A 16900-nucleotide genomic window follows, 5' to 3' on the forward strand; every position below is an offset into this window, starting at 1 on the left:
TGATGGGCGTGCCGACCGCGATGTTCACGCCGCTGTTCGTGATCTCGCGTACGGCAGGATGGAGCGCGCACATCATCGAGCAGCGCGTCGACAACAAGATCATTCGTCCGAGCGCGAATTACACCGGTCCGGACGATCTGCCGTTCGTGCCGCTGGCGAAGCGCGTTTGAGCTGAGGCCGCGAGCTAAACTACCCGCACTGTCCGGCCGGCGCGCGAGCGAAGCGCCGCCCGAGGCCGCCGGCATACCGTCCGGCGGCCGATAACCGTCCTGTTCCTACGTCATGAATACTGCCAACCGCAAACGCCTTCCGGGCACCGAGCTCGACTTCTTCGATACGCGTGCCGCGGTCGACAAGATCGAGCCCGGCGCCTACGACAAGCTGCCGTACACGTCACGCGTGCTCGCCGAAAACCTGGTGCGCCGCTGCGACCCGGTGACACTGACCGCTTCGCTGAAACAGATCATCGAACGCAAGCGCGAGCTCGATTTTCCGTGGTTCCCGGCGCGCGTCGTGTGCCACGACATTCTCGGCCAGACCGCTCTCGTCGATCTGGCGGGTCTGCGCGATGCGATCGCCGCGCAAGGCGGCGATCCGGCGCTCGTGAATCCGGTGGTGCCGACGCAACTGGTCGTCGATCACTCGCTGGCCGTTGAGTGCGGCGGTTTCGATCCGGACGCGTTCGCGAAGAATCGCGCGATCGAAGATCGCCGCAACGAAGACCGCTTCGATTTCATCAACTGGACCAAGCGCGCGTTCCGCAACGTCGACGTGATTCCGCCGGGCAACGGCATCCTGCATCAGATCAACCTCGAACGCATGAGCCCGGTCGTGCAGGTGAAGGACGGTGTCGCGTTTCCCGACACGCTGGTCGGCACCGACTCGCATACGCCGATGGTCGATGCGCTCGGCGTGATCGCGATCGGCGTCGGCGGCCTCGAAGCGGAGAGCGTGATGCTCGGCCGCGCGTCGTACATGCGGCTGCCCGATATCGTCGGCGTGGAGCTGAGCGGCAAGCCGGGCGAGGGCATCACCGCGACCGACGTGGTTTTGTCGTTGACCGAGTTCTTGCGCAAAGAGAAGGTGGTCGGCGCGTACCTCGAGTTTTACGGCGAGGGCGCGGCGAATTTGACCTTGGGCGATCGCGCGACGATCGCGAACATGGCGCCCGAGTTCGGCGCGACTGCCGCGATGTTCTACATCGACGAGCAGACGATCCGCTATCTGAAGCTGACCGGCCGCGACGACGAACTCGTCAAACTCGTGGAAACCTATGCGAAGCAAACCGGCTTGTGGGCCGATACGCTGAAGCACGCCGACTACGAGCGCGTGCTCGAGTTCGATCTGTCGAGCGTGGTGCGCACGCTCGCGGGGCCGTCGAATCCGCATCGCCGCTTGCCGGTGTCGGAGCTGGCCGCGCGCGGCGTCAGCGGCAAGGTCGAGAACGAGCCCGGTCTGATGCCGGACGGCGCGGTGATCATCGCCGCGATCACAAGCTGCACCAACACGAACAATCCGCGCAACATGATCGCGGCGGGCCTGGTCGCACGCAACGCGAACCGGCGTGGACTCGTGCGCAAGCCGTGGGTCAAGAGCTCGCTCGCACCGGGCTCGAAGGCGGTCACGCTGTATCTGGAAGAGGCGGGGCTCTTGCCTGAACTCGAACAGCTCGGCTTCGGCGTGGTCGCGTATGCGTGCACGTCGTGCAACGGCATGTCCGGCGCGTTGGACCGGGTGATCCAGAAGGAAGTGATCGAGCGCGATCTGTATGCGACCGCCGTGCTGTCGGGCAACCGCAACTTCGACGGCCGGATCCACCCCTACGCGAAGCAGGCTTTTCTCGCGTCGCCGCCGCTGGTCGTCGCCTATGCGATCGCGGGCACGATCCGCTTCGACATCGAGAAGGACGTGCTCGGCGTCGATGCGGACGGTCATGCGGTCACGCTGAAAGATCTGTGGCCGTCGGACGCGGAGATCGATGCGATCGTCGCCGCGAGCGTGAAGCCCGAGCAATTCCGCAAAGTGTATGAACCGATGTTCGCGGTCTCCCCCGACACCGGCGCGAAGGCCGACCCGCTGTACGACTGGCGCGAAGAAAGCACCTATATTCGCCGTCCGCCGTACTGGGAAGGCGCGCTCGCCGGCGAGCGCACGCTGAAGGGTATGCGCGCGTTGGCCGTGCTCGGCGACAACATCACGACGGACCACCTGTCGCCGTCGAACGCGATTCTGCCCGACAGCGCGGCCGGCGAATACCTGACGAAAATGGGCCTGCCCGAAGAGGACTTCAATTCGTACGCGACGCACCGCGGCGATCACTTGACCGCGCAGCGCGCGACCTTCGCGAACCCGACGCTGAAGAACGAGATGGTGCTGGAGAATGGCCAGGTGAAGGCCGGTTCGCTCGCGCGCATCGAGCCCGAGGGCAAGGTCACGCGCATGTGGGAAGCGATCGAAACGTATATGGAGCGCAAGCAGCCGCTGATCGTGATCGCGGGCGCCGACTATGGCCAGGGTTCGTCGCGTGACTGGGCCGCGAAGGGCGTGCGGCTGGCCGGCACCGAAGCGATCGTCGCGGAAGGCTTCGAGCGGATTCACCGCACGAACCTCGTCGGCATGGGCGTGTTGCCGCTCGAATTCAAGCCGGGCGTGAATCGCCTGACGCTCGGCATCGACGGCACGGAGACGTTCGATGTGATCGGCGAGCGCAAGCCGCGCGCCGATCTGACGCTGGTGATTCATCGCCGCAACGGCGAGCGCGTCGAAGTGCCGGTGACGTGCCGGCTCGATACGGCCGAAGAGGGGTCGATCTACGAAGCCGGTGGCGTGCTGCAGCGTTTCGCGCAGGACTTTCTCGAGTCGACCAGAGCGGCGGCTTGACGGGTAGACGCGCGTTTGCAGTGAACGTCGCAACAGACCAGGGCGATGCGGCTTGACGAGCCGCATCGCCCTTCATCAAAGAACATGTCACCTCAGGACACCTTCATGGCCCACCTTCCCCAGATCAAGATTCCGGCCACCTATATGCGCGGCGGCACCAGCAAGGGCGTGTTTTTCCGTCTGCAGGATCTGCCCGAGGCCGCGCAGCGAGCGGGCGCCGCGCGCGACGCGCTGCTGATGCGCGTGATCGGCAGTCCCGATCCGTACGGCAAGCAGATCGACGGCATGGGCGGCGCGACGTCGAGCACCAGCAAGACCGTGATCGTTTCGCGCAGCAGCCGGCCCGATCACGACGTCGACTATCTGTTCGGGCAGGTGTCGATCGACAAGGCGTTCGTCGACTGGAGCGGCAATTGCGGCAACCTGTCGGCCGCGGTGGGACCGTTCGCGATCAGCGCGGGCCTCGTCGAGGCGGGCCGCGTGCCGCGTGACGGCGTCGCGATCGTGCGCATCTGGCAGGCCAATATCGGCAAGACGATCATCGCGCACGTGCCGATGAGCGACGGTGCGGTGCAGGAAACCGGCGACTTCGAACTCGACGGCGTGACCTTTCCGGCCGCCGAAGTGCCGCTCGAATTCATGGACCCGGCCGCCGACGAAGAAGGCGCGGGCGGCGCGATGTTCCCGACCGGCAACCTCGTCGACGACCTGGAAGTGCCGGGCGTCGGCACGTTGAAGGCGACGATGATCAACGCGGGCATCCCGACGATCTTCGTCGACGCCGAGGCGATCGGCTACAAGGGCACCGAGTTGCAGGACGCGATCAACAGCGACGCGAAGGCGCTCGCGATGTTCGAGACGATTCGCGCGCATGGCGCGCTGCGCATGGGGCTGATCAAGCATCTCGACGAGATCGCGACGCGGCAGCACACGCCGAAGGTCGCATTCGTCGCGAAGCCGGTCGATTACGTGGCGTCGAGCGGCAAGCCGGTGCGCGCGGGCGACGTCGACCTGTTGGTGCGCGCGATGTCGATGGGCAAGCTGCATCACGCGATGATGGGCACGGCGGCGGTCGCGATCGGCACCGCGGCGGCGATCGCGGGCACGCTCGTCAATCAGGCGGCGGGCGGCGGCGAGCGTGAGTCGGTGCGCTTCGGGCATCCGTCGGGCACGTTGCGCGTCGGCGCGCAGGCGAGTCAGAAGGACGGCGAGTGGGTCGTCACGAAGGCGATCATGAGCCGCAGCGCGCGCGTGTTGATGGAGGGGTGGGTCAGGGTGCCGCAGCAGGGCTGAGGCGGCGCCGATGTCGGCCAACGTCAGCGGCACGGAAGGCTACGTAGAGCAGGCCGTCGCGCTCGCGGCGATGGGGCATACGGTGCTCGCGGTCGAACCGGTCGACGCATTGCGCAACGCGGCCGATGCAAACCTTCGCGTCGTCTACAATGGCCGCTCCGGCCGCGCTCCCATAAGCACTCCCCAGCGGCCGACTCAGTCCCGACGCAGAGGAGCCACGATGCAGAACAGGCTGGACGCCGACGCAACGAAGTCCGGCGACGCGGCGCACGACATCGCGCGCGCGAGACGCGCTGTGCTCGTGATCGCGATTGCGCAATTGCTCGGTACGTCGTTGTGGTTCAGCGCGAACGGCGCGATGCGCGATCTGCAGATCGCCTGGCAACTGAGCGCGTCCGGTATCGGCTGGCTGACGAATGCGGTGCAGGCTGGCTTTATCGTCGGGACCTTGCTGTCGGCGACCACCGGACTCGCGGATCGCGTGTCGGCGAGCAAGGTGTTCGCCGTCTGCGGCGTGCTCGGTGCGACCTTGAATGCGCTGTTCGCGCTGTGCAGCAGCGGGCTCGCGTCGGCGCTCGTGTTTCGCTTCGGCGTGGGCGTCGCGCTTGCCGGCATCTATCCGCTCGGCATGAAGCTGCTCGTTACGTGGGACCCGCGCCGCGCCGCGCAGACGCTCGCGTTGCTCGTTGCGATGCTGACGCTCGGCACGGCGTCGGTGCATGCGATTCGTGCGTTGCTGTCGAGCGTGCCGTGGCAAACCGTGGTGCTCACTTCGTCGGGACTCGCGGTGATCGGCGCGCTGCTGGTGTTCGTGCTCGGCGAAGGGCCGCACGCGCGGCGCTCGGGCAGCCGACGCTTCGGTTTGTCGGCGGGCGTCGGGCAGGTCGTGCGCATCAGCGAGTTTCGCTCGGCCGCGCTCGGCTATTTCGGTCACATGTGGGAGTTGTACGCGTTCTGGACGCTGACGCCGCTGCTCGTGCAGCGCGCGTTCGCGAGCGGGGCGCCGGCGGCGCCGGGCACCGTCGCGTTGTGGTCGTTCCTGATCATCGCGATCGGTGCGCTCGGCTGCCTGTTCGGCGGCAGACTCAGCCAGGTGGTCGGCAGCGCGCGTACCGCCGCTCTCGCGCTGACGATCTCGGGCACGCTGTGCGCGATTTATCCGCTGACCACCGGGCTCGGCACCGCCGCGCAGCTCGGGTTACTACTCGTGTGGGGCATCAGCGTGATCGCCGATTCGCCGCAGTTTTCGGCGCTGTCCGTGAAGGCCTGTCCCGCCGACAAGATCGGCGGCGCGCTGACGCTGCAGAACAGCTTCGGCTTTTTCCTGTCCGCATGCTCGATCCTGTGGTCGACCAGCGTATTTCACGCGCTCGACGTGCGCGTCGCATGGTTGCTGCTGCCTGGGCCGATCATCGGTCTGATCGCGATGACGCCACTGTTGCGCAAGCAGCCACGCTGGTGATGCTCGCGCTGCGCTACTTGCCGCCGTGCTTTTCCTGCCAGCGTTGCATGAACGCGATCTCGTCATGCTGCGCCTTGATGATGTTGCGCGCGAGCCGCTTGATCTCCCGATCCTTGCCGTATTTCAACTCCGCCTGCGCCATCTCGATCGCACCCTGGTGATGCGGGATCATGTGCGCGACGAAATCCCGGTCGGCGTCGCCGGTGTATTCGGGGGCGCTCATCTCATGCATCATGCGCTCGTCGGCGGCCTTGAAGGCTTGCGTCGATGCGCCCGCGTCGGTATGCGCCGAATCCGGCATGTCCATGCCGGGCATGCCCTGATGTTGCGCGTGAGCGGGCAGAGCTGCCGCCGCGAATGCCAAACCGCCGAACACACAGAGAGCGCGCAACGCGCGAAGGTTTTTCATATTGGTTTTCCGTTGTTGAAGAGAGTGGCGACGTGATCCGCGCGATTCTAACGGTCACGTCGGACATCGTGGAGCTTCCTGCCGTGGTAAGGTCAAGCGGAGGCAAAGCAACGCACGCCTATAATGAAACGCGACTGGATGACCAAGCCAGCATCATTGGCAGCATCACTCACTCAACGAGGCTGACAGCATGTACATCGCGATGAACCGCTTCAAGGTGGCGCCCGGCTCCGAGGACGCCTTCGAACATCTGTGGACCACGCGCGACACCCATCTGAAAGAGGTGCCGGGCTTCGTCGAATTTCATTTGCTGAAGGGACCGCGCAAGGACGATCACGTCCTCTATTCGAGCCATACGATCTGGCGCGACCATGGATCGTTCGAGGCATGGACGAAGTCCGACGCGTTTCGTGCCGCGCATCGCAGTGCCGGTAACGAAAACCGCGTGCTGTATCTCGGCCACCCGGAATTCGAAGGCTTCGAAGTCATCCAGACCGTCAAATAGCGCGGTGCTCGCGCGGCGCCTGCATGCCGGTTCGCATTCGTGCGGGCATGGCGCATGCACATCCGACGCGCATCGCGCGTGGACATCGAGCTGCTCACGGCAGCGCACCACTCACCAAGGATCGAAAACATGAAAGCCGTCAGAATCGGTTCTCCCGCCACAGTCGATAGCCTGCAGGTCGTCGATCTCGCCGATCCCGGTCAGCCCGAGGCCGGGCAGATTCGCGTGCGGATTCGCGCTAGTTCGTTGAACTACCACGACTACGGCGTCGTCAGCGGCAATCTGCCGGCCGAAGCGGGCCGCATCCCGATGGCCGATGGCGCGGGCGTCGTCGAAGCGGTCGGCGCAGGCGTGCGCGAATTCAAGGCCGGCGATCACGTCGTGTCCTGCTTCTTCCCACACTGGGAAAACGGTTCGCCCGCGATCGGCGATTTTGCGACCACCCCCGGCGACGGCGTCGACGGCTACGCGCGCGAAGTCGTCGTGCTGCCGAGCCACTACTTCACGCGCGCGCCGGCCGGCTACAGCCACGCCGAAGCGGCGACGCTGACCACGGCGGGGCTGACCGCGTGGCGCGCGCTGGTCGTCGATGGTCAGTTGAAGGCAGGCAGCAGCGTGCTCGTGCTCGGCACCGGCGGCGTGTCGATCTTCGGCTTGCAGATGGCGAGGGCGATGGGGGCGTCGGTGATCGCGACGTCGTCGTCGAATGCGAAGCTCGCGAAGCTGCGCGAACTGGGTGCCGACCATACGATCAACTATCGCGACAATCCCGAGTGGGGCAAAGAAGTGCGTCACATCACCAACGGGCGCGGTGTCGATCACGTGATCGAGGTGGGTGGTCCCGGCACGCTGCCGCAGTCGATCACCGCATGCCGCATCGGCGGGCACATCGCGCTGATCGGCGTGCTGACCGGCCGCGCGGGTCCGGTGCCGACCGCGCATCTGATGGCGCGGCAACAGCGTCTGCAAGGGCTGATCGTCGGCAGCCGGCAGGATCAGATCGACATGGTGCGCGCGCTGGAGACCACGGGCATCAAGCCGGTGATCGACAGCACGTTCGCGCTGGACAAGCTCGCCGACGCGTTCCGGCACGAGGCATCGGGTGCGCACTTCGGCAAGATTTGTGTGGCGATCTGAGATTCAACGCTCGCGCCCGGCCCGCATGACCCGCGGGATCGCTAGGGCCTGTTCACGCTAATAACGGGCTTGCGAACGTGCCTTTGCGCGCGTAGTGCAAGGAGAGAGGAGCGCCGTTTGGCCGAGCCAAACAAGCGACGACCGACGCCGCAATACGGGCGCAAAGGCACGTTCCCCTGTTTTAAAAAAACCTTCCAGGGGCTGGCCGCCAGAAGGGCCGATCGCCGCGTCATGCTCCTTGCGAATACGTCGAGTATTCGTTGCGTCGCAATCCTTGCGCTCGGCCCTTCTGGCGGCCAGCGCAAGCCCGTTATTAGCGTGAACAGGCCCTAGCTCAAATGCCCCTCGCGAGGTCCGCGAAACAGACACCCGTCGCCTCGCAGGCCTGCGTGAACCCTTCGTCGTAACTCGTGAAAAACAGCGTGCGCGTCGTGCCGAGCGTTCTGAACAGCTCGGCGAGCACCGCGCGCGCTGACGCGTCGAGTCCGCCGGCCGGTTCGTCGGCGATCAGCACGCGGGTTTCGCCGAGCGCGGCCGCCGTCAGAAACACCTTTTTGCGGCTGCCATACGACATCTGCTCGAAACGTTTGTCCAGATGCGGCGCGAGGCCGAAGCGTTCGGCGAGCGCGAGCACGTCGTCGGTCAGCGCGGTGTGCCGCGCCGCCGCAACCTGCCGCAGATAATCGCGGCCGGTCTGATCGGGCCAGCTCATGCTGTCTTCCGGCACATACGTGAGCAGCGCTTGCGCGGCATGCGGCGCGGCGCGCAGCGAATGACCGCCGAGCCATACGTCGCCGGTGTCGGGTTCGAGCGCGCCGGCGAGGATGGCGAGCAACGTCGATTTGCCGCTGCCGGATTCATCGTTCAACGCGACGCAGCCGGACGTCGCGTCGAAGTGCAGTCCTTCGAACAGGACGCGGTCGCTATAGCGCTTGCTGAGGTTGTCGAATCGAAGCATGGGTTGACGCGCAGAGGGCGATGTGAACGCGGCGCAGGATTGCGCCACGCCTCGTGCATGCCGTGCGGGATCTTCGCCACGGCAATTTCGCGCCAGTGTAGCAGCGCGCGCCTGGTTCCTTCGCGCCGTTACGCAGACGTCGGCGTCTCCAGCAAGAACTCCACCATCCGATCACACACGCGTTCGAACATCTGCGTGCCCGTCACGGTCGGGCAACCGCGCGCGCGTGCCGCTTCGATCAGCGGCGTAAGTGGCGGTTTCGTTACGACATCGCCGACAAAAGTCGTGGCCGGCAAGCGCGCGACGTCGATCGGCAACGAATCGCCCGCGCGCATGCCGAGCGGCGACGCGTTGACGACCACGTCATACGGACTCGGGTCGAGGTCGGCCGCCGCACCGCGCGCCGTGCCTCGGCCGAGCGCATTGAGCCGTGCGGTCAGCGAGCCGGTGCGTTCGACTTCGTTGTCGCGCACGTCGAGCGAGCCGACGCCGCGCTGAATCAGCGCATGGCCGATCGCCGAGCCCGCGCCGCCCGCGCCGACCAGCAGCGCGCGCTTGCCCTGTAGTTCGCAGCCCGCCGCGACGAGCGCCGCAACGAAGCCGGTGCCGTCGAACATGCCGCCATGCCAGCCGCCATCGGCGTTGCGGCGCAGCGTGTTGACCGCGCCAAGGAACGCGGCTTCTTCGGCGAGCGTCGCGCAATAGCTCGCCGCGCTGAATTTGTGCGGCACCGTGATGATCACGCCGTCGACGTTGCGCATCGGCGCGATGCCCGCGAAAAAAGCCGGCAGATCGGCTGGCGCGACGTGCGCGGGCACCACCAGCGCATCGCGGCCGGCCGAACGCAACGCGGCGGTCACGCCGGACGGCGAGCGCACCTGCACAATCGGATCGCCGACGATGAAATACACGCGCGTCGCGCCGCTCAGACCCGCGTCGAGCGACGCCGCGAACGAAGGGGTTTCAGCCCGCTGCATGATCGAATCTCCTGAGTGCAGCATAGGAAAGAACCGTCGATGCCGCTCGGCGCCGGCGCCCAAAAAGCAGAACCTGAGAGAAAGTGTCGATGACGCGAACGGGTCCGTAGAGAGCCGTCGCTCATCCTGCCAGCTGATTCCAAAATCCTGACTTAATCGTGGCCTATTTTCAGATCATTTAGGTCCGTCTAATTACGCTTTGTCAGTAATTGTGACTGATTTTAATTGGGGTGCGGTTAGATATAGACATTAAAAACACGCGCTGCTTTTTACGCTGATAAACTGTGCGCGGAGCCAAGGCGGCGACGCCCTACGCGCGCTTGCCGCGTCCCCTTCCGGCGTGTCGATGGCCGGATAGACGGTGCAAATAGGCCTTTCCCGCGGCTTTGACAGACGCGTACCGCCGGCATACTACCTTTGGCTAACGCGGCTCACCGGGACGCACAGATCGTCGTCCTTCTGAATTGTCCTTTGAGCCTCGCCGTGTGGCGCTTCGCCCGAGCCGATTTTCCGCAGACTCCGCCTTCCGATTTCGACAGGTAAGTTTGACAGACAGCTTGATTAAGTAAGGGCTTGTTCAAGTCCGCATTTTGGAAATGACTCATGAAGCCGGGAAATAATTCGCTTGGGAAAAAGCGCGCACGCAAAATTGCGGTCGCGGCTGTGGCGGTGCTGATCGCGGTGTTGGTCGGTTGGGGCGTCTGGTATATCCAGCATCGCGCCGAGCCGCAGGCGCCGGCGCTGAGCGGTATTGCGAGCCAGATGCGTCACGATGCATCCGCGTGGACGCATGCGGAGAAGGATGCGTCGACGATGCTGCGCGACATTCACGACACCAACGTCGCGGCGATCGGCGTGAGTCCCAATGCGATTCTGGTGTCGCTGCGTGACGGCTCGAAGTACTTCGTCACCGATCACAACGCAACCTTCTCGCACGCGCTGCTGCTGGGCGAGCGCTCCGACGCCGCCGCGTATCAGCTCGTATGGCTGCCCGACGTCGATATCCACAGCGACGGCGCACGCTGGACCCAGCTGTTCGACCAGTTCCGCGACGCGCTGAGCGTGCTGCTGCCGCTCGTGCTGATCGGCGGCATGGCGTGGTTCATGCGACGCGAGATGAAGGGCGGCGCGAAGCTGCTCAGCGAAACACCGACGCTGCGTTTCGACGACGTGATCGGCGCGAACGAAGCGAAGGCCGCGCTCGCCGACATTCGCGGTTACCTGTCCGATCCGAAGCAGTTCTCGTCGCTGGGTGTGCGCGCGCCGTGCGGCATCCTGATGGTCGGCGCGCCCGGCGTCGGCAAGACGCGGCTCGCTCAGGCGCTGGCCGGCGAATGCGGTGCGAACTTCATTTCGATCACGGGCAGCTATTTCAGCGCGAAGTACTACGGTGTCGGTATCCAGAAGGTGCGGCACCTGTTCGAACTCGCGCGCAAGAACGCGCCGACGGTCATCTTCATCGACGAAGCGGACGGTCTCGCGAAACGAACCGACACCGGCGGTGGTCCGGTCGAAGCCGAAAGCAACCGGATCATCAACCAGCTGCTCGCGGAGATGGACGGCTTCGAGTCGAACGAGGGCGTGATCGTCGTGGCCGCGACCAACCATCCCGACAATCTCGACGAAGCATTGCGCCGCCCCGGCCGTTTCGATCGCACGGTGCAGGTGCGTCTGCCGGATCGCGAAGACCGCGCCAAGATTTTCCGTTTCTACGCGCAGCGGCTGAAGTCGAAAGCGGCGGATATCGACTACGACCAGCTCGCGCGTTTGACGACTGGACTGTCGCCGGCCACCGTCGCGATGGTCGTGAATCAGGCGGGGCTGATCGCGCGCAAGGCGGGCGATAACGAAATCGCCGCGAAGCACTTCATGGAAGCGATCAAGATCGCGCGCATCGGCGACGTGAGCGGCGCCGAGCGCGCGCTCACCGAGGACGAGCGCAGGCGCATCGCGGTGCATGAGGCGGGTCATGGTCTGGTCGCGGCGCTGCTTGGCACCGGCGTGCTCGAGGAAGTGACGATTCTGCCGCGTGGCGGCGCGCTTGGCGTCGCGCTGATCACGAAGGCGCAGGACAAGCACCTGTACCGCGAAACGGAAATCCGCAACGAGATCCAGGTGCTGCTCGGCGGACGCAACGCGGAGATTCTGATGTTCTCCGAAGCATCGAGCGGCGCCGCGTCGGACTTGCAGGAGGCCTCGCGTATCAGCCTCGACATGGTGTCGAAGTTCGGCTTCAACAGCGACGGCGATCTGTTCAGTCTCGCGGCGCTGCCGTCGCAGTATGCGGGCCTGCAAATGAAGAGCGCAATCGAGCATGCGAACGTGCTGCTCAAGGAGCTCAACGAACTTTGCTACGGGCTACTGCACGCGTACGAGCCGGTACTGCGCGACATTTCGGACCAGTTGCTCGAGCACGAGACCGTACCCGGGGACACCGTTTATCGGTTCATCGCCGAGCACAAGAGCACGCTCAAGATCGTGCACGAGCCTGCGGCGGCTTGACGGGCCTGATGATGCGCTACGCGAAGTCCGACGATCCCGGGTCGGTCGGGTGGTGAGGCCGAATGATAGCGTGAGGCGTGTAGCCGGATAGATCGGCGACCTGGTTCGATCTTTCAGGCTACGTCGGAAGCGACGTTCTCCGCCGCTTTCAATACCGATTCGCCGCGCGTCTTCACTCGCAAAATCGGCGCCTCGATCAACCGCCACGACAGCACCGCAATGCCAAGCGAAATCGCAAACGACGCGACGATGCCAAGCATGTGTGCCCACATCGGCACGGTGCCGCCAAACAACGCCTCGGCGTGACGGTTACGCGTCAGATCGGGGATCAGGTTGTGATACAGATAGAAGCCGTAACTGATACGCCCAAGACCGGCGAGCCAACGCGTCTGTAGCAGACCCATCACGGCAGCATTGCGGCAACACGCGATCGAAGCCACCAGCGCCGCGATACCGATCCCGTACGTTGCGCTGATCGCGGTAAACAGCAAGGGATCGTCGAGCATGTTCCACTTCGGCTCGGCCGCGCACAAACCGATCACGACGAGACTCAGCGCGAACAGCGTCAGGCCATGACCGAGCCAGGCACGCACGCGGCCGCGATCGTCCTCGATCACCAGACCACCGATGCCGCCCAACGCGAGCAACCAGACATTGCTCAACGGGTGCGTATAGATCGTGATCTCATCCCAATGCGCGGCGCGCATCGCGAACAGCGCGGCAAGGCCGAGCGCCACGATCGCCCAACATGCCACTCGATGTCGCCGCGTCGCGAGCAGCAGCAAAAACGGCGCAACGACGAGATAGAACTGCTCCTCGATCGCGAGGCTCCACAAGTGCGAATAGCGGCCCGGCCAGTAACGCAGCACCGAGCCGATCCAGAAGTTGGACAGATACGCGAAGTGAAACGGCATGCCGCTCGCCAGTTCCGGATTCGCGAGGCCGAATGCCATCAGCACGCACATCACGACGAGCATCAGGTAATAGATCGGAAAGATGCGCACCGTGCGACGAAACAGAAAGCGCCCGAGTTCGGTGCGGAAACAGCTGTCGCCCTCTTCGATGCGCGCGCGCCGCGACGACAGGATGCCGATGATCAGAAAGCCGCTCAGTGCAAAGAAGATCCACACGCCGAGATGCCCGATTTCGCCGATGTCGCCGAAGAGTCGATGCTGCAGAAACACCATCAGCACAGCGATCGCGCGCAATCCATCGAATCCGGCAATTCTGTTTTTCATAAACCTCTATTCGCAAAGCGGCGGAAAAGCACGAAAACATCGTACGGGGAAAAAATGCGAAAAAAATCGCAGCGCGCGTTCGACGATTTATTTTCGAGGCTCGCGTCCATCCATGAAGACGGGTGTCCCTGTTTCGTGCATGAAAAGCCGCAAAACTTTCCGCGTGTTCGCTAAAGACGCGCCGAGTATTACCAGTCGCCAACGACTCCATTTCAGAAAGCCGTTGTGAAAGCGAACATTAGAGGCGAATCGTCAGCACCTTCGCCTGCGTCATAGGTGATGCATTGAACGATCGAGTCTTTTGTCGTTCGCACAGGTCGGCACGCTGATGGGCACTGTCACGTTGCTGAGATGTTCGAGTAAGATCGCGTGACGAAGAATGAAAAATCGCTTTACCACGGTCATCACTTTCCAGCGGCGGTCATCAGTTCCGCGGTCCGCTGGTATTTCAAGTTTCAGCTCAGCCTGCGTGATATCGAAGAGCTGCTATTCGAGCGGGGGTTATCGTCAGCTACGAAACAGTCCGACGCTGGGCGATAAATTCGGTGCCCGTTTCGCCCACCGTGTCAAAGCGGCGCGTCGCAAGCCCGGCACGACATGGCACCTTGACGAAGTATTTGTGACGTTGCGCGGCGAGCCTTACCTGCTGTGGCGCGCTGTTGATCAATCGTGAAAAAGCGGGAGAGGGCACACGCACCCTTTCCCGCCGACCGCTTACCACTGATACGAGGCACCAATCCCGGCAGTCGTGCCACCCGCGGACATCCCAACACCCGCTTTCACCTTGATGTTGTCCTTGATACGAGCCGTACCGCCCAGTGCGATCGCCTGATAACCGTTGTAAGTCGCTGCCGCGATACCGAACGACAGTTTCTTGCCTTGATCGACTTCTGGAATCATCGTCAGCGCGGTAGCGGCGGCGATTCCCGAGTAGGCGTTCCTGGCGAGATTGTTGACCGCCTGGTTGGTCGCGTTGATACGCTGATCGGTGTAGTTGTTGGCCTGCTGAACGCCTTGTGCGACCGAGCTGTTCATCTGACCGACATTGACTGCATCCGTGTCCGCCGTACCCGCTGCGACGTTGGTGATCTGGCGTTCGTGACCCGCTGAACCCACCGATACCGAGTTATCGCGATCCGTCACCGAGCCCTGACCCAACGCCACCGAGTTCGCATTGCCAGCCTGCGAGCCCGTGCCGATCGCCGTCGAGTTGACGCCGGTCGCCGCCGCATTGGCGCCCACTGCCACCGCGTTCTCCGCTGCGGCGCTGGCGTTTGCCCCAACCACCGTGCTGCCCGCACCGGTACCCGGCATCGCCGCGTTAGCCACTGCTTCACTGTTGCGGTCCGACGACGAAACATCCGGAGTGACCGGCTGGATGTTCGACACCTGGGAACCGAGATCCTTCACCTGGCCGTTGAGATCCGTCACCTGGTCCTGCAACGCCGACAGCTGGCCGTAGTTCACCGCGTCATACTGGCTCGTGCCGTTCGCCACATTGGTCAGGATTACCGGACCTGCGCTCTGGCCTCCGCCCAGCGTCACGGAACCGAAGTTCACCGAACCGTCAACGTTACGGTCGTACTGCACCGCGCCCGACAGTTGTGTTCCGACGTCGCCCACCTGGGTCTGCAGCTTCGTGATGTCCGTGGTGTTCCGCGTGACCCGGTCATCCAGGTTGGTGACGGCATCGCCTACGCTATGCACGGTCGTACCACCCACGCTGTAGCTCGGCGCGCTGACCGTACCGTCCGGGTTCACAGTCGAACCGCCACCCAGTGCCTGGGCCATGCTCGACGCCGTGCCATACAGCTGGCTGCCGTTCACCGCATCCACGCTCGACGCGTTCACCGCGCCTGCGGCCACGCCTGTCACTGTGCGGTCGCCCGCCGTGCCCGCCATGTTCACCACCGTACCGTCGGTGTCCTTGGCAACCGTAATGTCACGGGTGGTCGCGTCTTGCTGGACCAGACCCACCGAGCCATCAGCCAGTTGGTTCTGCACGTTCGTGATATTCGCGGTGTTCTGCGCGATGTCACTCGCGTTCTGCGTCGTACGGCCGTCGATGTTGGTAACAGCATCGCTGATGCTATGCACCGTCGTGCCGCCCACGGCGTAGCTCGGTGCGCTGATCGTGCCGTCCGCGTTCACGGTCGAACCGCCACCCAGTGCCTGGGCCACGCTCGATGCCGTGCCGTACAGCTGGCTGCCGTTCACCGCGTCCGTGCTGCTAGCCGACAGCGTACCGGCCGCCACATTCGTGATCTGGCGTTTGAGCGTCGCGTTGCCAACCGACACCGCATCGTCGCGGTCTGCGATCGAATCTGCACCCAGCGCCACCGAATTCGCAGCCTGTGCATTCGCCTTCGCGCCAAGTGCCGCGGATTTGTCGCCCGAGGCAGTCGAAAAGTTACCCATTGCCGCTGCACTTCCTCCGGTGGCAAGGGCGTTGTACCCCAGCGCAGAACTATCCGTACCCTGGGCCATCGCGCCTGCGCCGACCGCGGTTCCATGCGAGCCAGCTACGGTGTATGCGCCCAGCGCTACACCAGAATAACTATCGCTTACGGCCGTGTCGCCAAGTGCAATACCGCCCAGCGAAGCACGAGCGTTAGCTCCGATAGCAACACCATTGATATCCGTGTTGGAGCCGTTGCCCAAGACAAGAGGATTATTCCAGCTAGCGGTTGCTGCGCTGCCCACATTGGCGGATGCGCCCGCACCGACCGCAACCGACTTGGCTGCCGCGATCGCATCGTCCGTGCCATCCTCCAGGCCGCCCGCCTTGAAGTAGCGACTCGCGTTCGCGATTGCCTGGTTGGTCGCGTAGAGCTGCGAACCGTTCACCGCTTCGGTGCTGGTGTCGCTCAGCGCACCGGCCTTCACGCCGCTCAGCGTGCGCACGCCATCGGTGCCACTGAAGTCCACCGTCGTGCCGTCCAGGTCCCTGGCCACCGTGATGGTCTTGCTGGTCGCGTCCTGCTTCACCAGGCCGACGCTGCCGCCGTCCAGTTGCTGCGTCAGGTTCGTGACCGAGCCTTCCACGTTGGTCACGCGGCCGTCGATGCTGGTGATCGCCGTCGTGTTGGCCGCAACGTTCGTCGCGTTGTCGGCGATGTTCGTCGTGTTGGCCGTCACGTTCTGGTTGGTCGCGTGCAGTTGCGAACCGTTCACCGCTTCGGTGCTGGTGTCGCTCAGCGCACCGGCCTTCACGCCGCTCAGCGAGCGCACGCCATCGGTGCCGCTGAAGTCCACCGTCGTGCCGTCCAGGTCCCTGGCCACCGTGATGGCCTTGCTGGTCGCGTCCTGCTGCACCAGGCCGACGCTGCCGCCGTCCAGCTGCTGCGTCAGGTTCGTGACCGAGCCTTCCACGTTGGTCACGCGGCCGTCGATGCTGGTGATCGCCGTCGTATTGGCCGCAACGTTCGTCGCGTTGTCGGCGATGTTCGTCGTGTTGGCCGTCACGTTCTGGTTGGTCGCGTGCAGTTGCGAACCGTTCACCGCTTCGGTGCTGGTGTCGCTCAGCGCACCGGCCTTCA

At 64.2% G+C, this 16900-nt stretch carries 12 protein-coding genes and 1 pseudogene; 8 read left to right on the top strand and 5 right to left on the bottom strand.

What is annotated here, in order from left to right; all coding sequences use genetic code 11:
- From F6X37_RS33580 to F6X37_RS33595, 4 genes are all read left to right on the top strand, one after another.
- Positions 1 to 170: citrate/2-methylcitrate synthase (locus F6X37_RS33580; protein ID WP_316252023.1), on the top strand; the 170-nt coding region annotated here is incomplete at its 5' end.
- Positions 171 to 282: 112 nt separating this feature from the next.
- Positions 283 to 2880 carry a Fe/S-dependent 2-methylisocitrate dehydratase AcnD gene (gene acnD / locus F6X37_RS33585; protein WP_187614280.1) on the top strand — a complete coding sequence of 866 codons (2598 nt, stop codon included), beginning with the start codon at positions 283 to 285 and terminating at the stop codon, positions 2878 to 2880.
- Positions 2881 to 2985: 105 nt separating this feature from the next.
- A complete protein-coding gene (gene prpF / locus F6X37_RS33590; RefSeq protein WP_187614282.1) occupies positions 2986 to 4173 on the top strand; it encodes a 2-methylaconitate cis-trans isomerase PrpF in 1188 nt (395 codons plus the stop codon).
- Between the two features lie 220 nt (positions 4174 to 4393).
- Complete coding sequence (locus F6X37_RS33595) at positions 4394 to 5635, top strand: MFS transporter (RefSeq protein WP_187614293.1); 1242 nt, start codon at positions 4394 to 4396, stop codon at positions 5633 to 5635.
- A gap of 13 nt (positions 5636 to 5648) precedes the next feature.
- Here F6X37_RS33595 and F6X37_RS33600 read toward each other — a convergent pair whose 3' ends face one another.
- Positions 5649 to 6044: a DUF305 domain-containing protein gene (locus tag F6X37_RS33600; protein WP_187614284.1), complete on the bottom strand. Its 396-nt coding sequence runs from the start codon at positions 6042 to 6044 to the stop codon at positions 5649 to 5651.
- 190 nt (positions 6045 to 6234) lie between these two features.
- On the opposite strand from F6X37_RS33600, the gene F6X37_RS33605 reads away from it, so the two are divergent.
- Together F6X37_RS33605 and F6X37_RS33610 are read left to right on the top strand one after the other, a co-directional pair.
- Positions 6235 to 6549: an antibiotic biosynthesis monooxygenase family protein gene (locus tag F6X37_RS33605; protein WP_018424703.1), complete on the top strand. Its 315-nt coding sequence runs from the start codon at positions 6235 to 6237 to the stop codon at positions 6547 to 6549.
- A 129-nt stretch (positions 6550 to 6678) separates the two neighbouring features.
- Positions 6679 to 7686 (top strand): zinc-dependent alcohol dehydrogenase family protein, encoded by a 1008-nt coding sequence (locus F6X37_RS33610; protein WP_187614286.1) that lies wholly within the window; start codon positions 6679 to 6681, stop codon positions 7684 to 7686.
- Between the two features lie 334 nt (positions 7687 to 8020).
- Here the strand turns inward: F6X37_RS33610 and F6X37_RS33615 are convergent, their stop codons facing one another.
- Both F6X37_RS33615 and F6X37_RS33620 read right to left on the bottom strand, forming a co-directional pair.
- Entirely contained in the window at positions 8021 to 8644 is a 624-nt protein-coding gene (locus F6X37_RS33615) for an ABC transporter ATP-binding protein (protein ID WP_184060463.1), read from the bottom strand.
- Between the two features lie 128 nt (positions 8645 to 8772).
- Positions 8773 to 9621: a shikimate dehydrogenase family protein gene (locus F6X37_RS33620; RefSeq protein WP_187614288.1), complete on the bottom strand. Its 849-nt coding sequence runs from the start codon at positions 9619 to 9621 to the stop codon at positions 8773 to 8775.
- 603 nt (positions 9622 to 10224) lie between these two features.
- Here F6X37_RS33620 and F6X37_RS33625 point away from each other — a divergent pair.
- Positions 10225 to 12123: an ATP-dependent metallopeptidase FtsH/Yme1/Tma family protein gene (locus F6X37_RS33625; RefSeq protein ID WP_187614289.1), complete on the top strand. Its 1899-nt coding sequence runs from the start codon at positions 10225 to 10227 to the stop codon at positions 12121 to 12123.
- A gap of 113 nt (positions 12124 to 12236) precedes the next feature.
- Here F6X37_RS33625 and F6X37_RS33630 read toward each other — a convergent pair whose 3' ends face one another.
- A complete protein-coding gene (locus F6X37_RS33630; RefSeq protein ID WP_187614290.1) occupies positions 12237 to 13361 on the bottom strand; it encodes an acyltransferase family protein in 1125 nt (374 codons plus the stop codon).
- Between the two features lie 369 nt (positions 13362 to 13730).
- Here F6X37_RS33630 and F6X37_RS33635 point away from each other — a divergent pair.
- Positions 13731 to 14028 (top strand): annotated as a pseudogene (locus tag F6X37_RS33635) (IS6 family transposase); the annotation flags it as partial.
- Positions 14029 to 14075: 47 nt separating this feature from the next.
- Here the strand turns inward: F6X37_RS33635 and F6X37_RS33640 are convergent.
- Positions 14076 to 16900, bottom strand: a 2825-nt coding sequence (locus tag F6X37_RS33640; RefSeq protein WP_187614291.1) for a YadA family autotransporter adhesin, incomplete at its 5' end; no start/stop codon positions are given.

The organism is Paraburkholderia sp. 31.1 (genome assembly GCF_014397645.1).
GTDB classification, from domain to species: Bacteria; Pseudomonadota; Gammaproteobacteria; order Burkholderiales; family Burkholderiaceae; genus Paraburkholderia; species Paraburkholderia tuberum.

Excerpts from the sequence above, each read along its gene's own strand:
- acnD (WP_187614280.1), top strand. The coding sequence starts at position 283 with ATGAATACTGCCAACCGCAAACGCCTTCCGGGCACCGAGCTCGACTTC.
- prpF (WP_187614282.1), top strand. The coding sequence starts at position 2,986 with ATGGCCCACCTTCCCCAGATCAAGATTCCGGCCACCTATATGCGCGGC.
- F6X37_RS33595 (WP_187614293.1), top strand. The coding sequence starts at position 4,394 with ATGCAGAACAGGCTGGACGCCGACGCAACGAAGTCCGGCGACGCGGCG.
- F6X37_RS33600 (WP_187614284.1), bottom strand. The coding sequence starts at position 6,044 with ATGAAAAACCTTCGCGCGTTGCGCGCTCTCTGTGTGTTCGGCGGTTTG.
- F6X37_RS33605 (WP_018424703.1), top strand. The coding sequence starts at position 6,235 with ATGTACATCGCGATGAACCGCTTCAAGGTGGCGCCCGGCTCCGAGGAC.
- F6X37_RS33610 (WP_187614286.1), top strand. The coding sequence starts at position 6,679 with ATGAAAGCCGTCAGAATCGGTTCTCCCGCCACAGTCGATAGCCTGCAG.
- F6X37_RS33615 (WP_184060463.1), bottom strand. The coding sequence starts at position 8,644 with ATGCTTCGATTCGACAACCTCAGCAAGCGCTATAGCGACCGCGTCCTG.
- F6X37_RS33620 (WP_187614288.1), bottom strand. The coding sequence starts at position 9,621 with ATGCAGCGGGCTGAAACCCCTTCGTTCGCGGCGTCGCTCGACGCGGGT.
- F6X37_RS33625 (WP_187614289.1), top strand. The coding sequence starts at position 10,225 with ATGAAGCCGGGAAATAATTCGCTTGGGAAAAAGCGCGCACGCAAAATT.
- F6X37_RS33630 (WP_187614290.1), bottom strand. The coding sequence starts at position 13,361 with ATGAAAAACAGAATTGCCGGATTCGATGGATTGCGCGCGATCGCTGTG.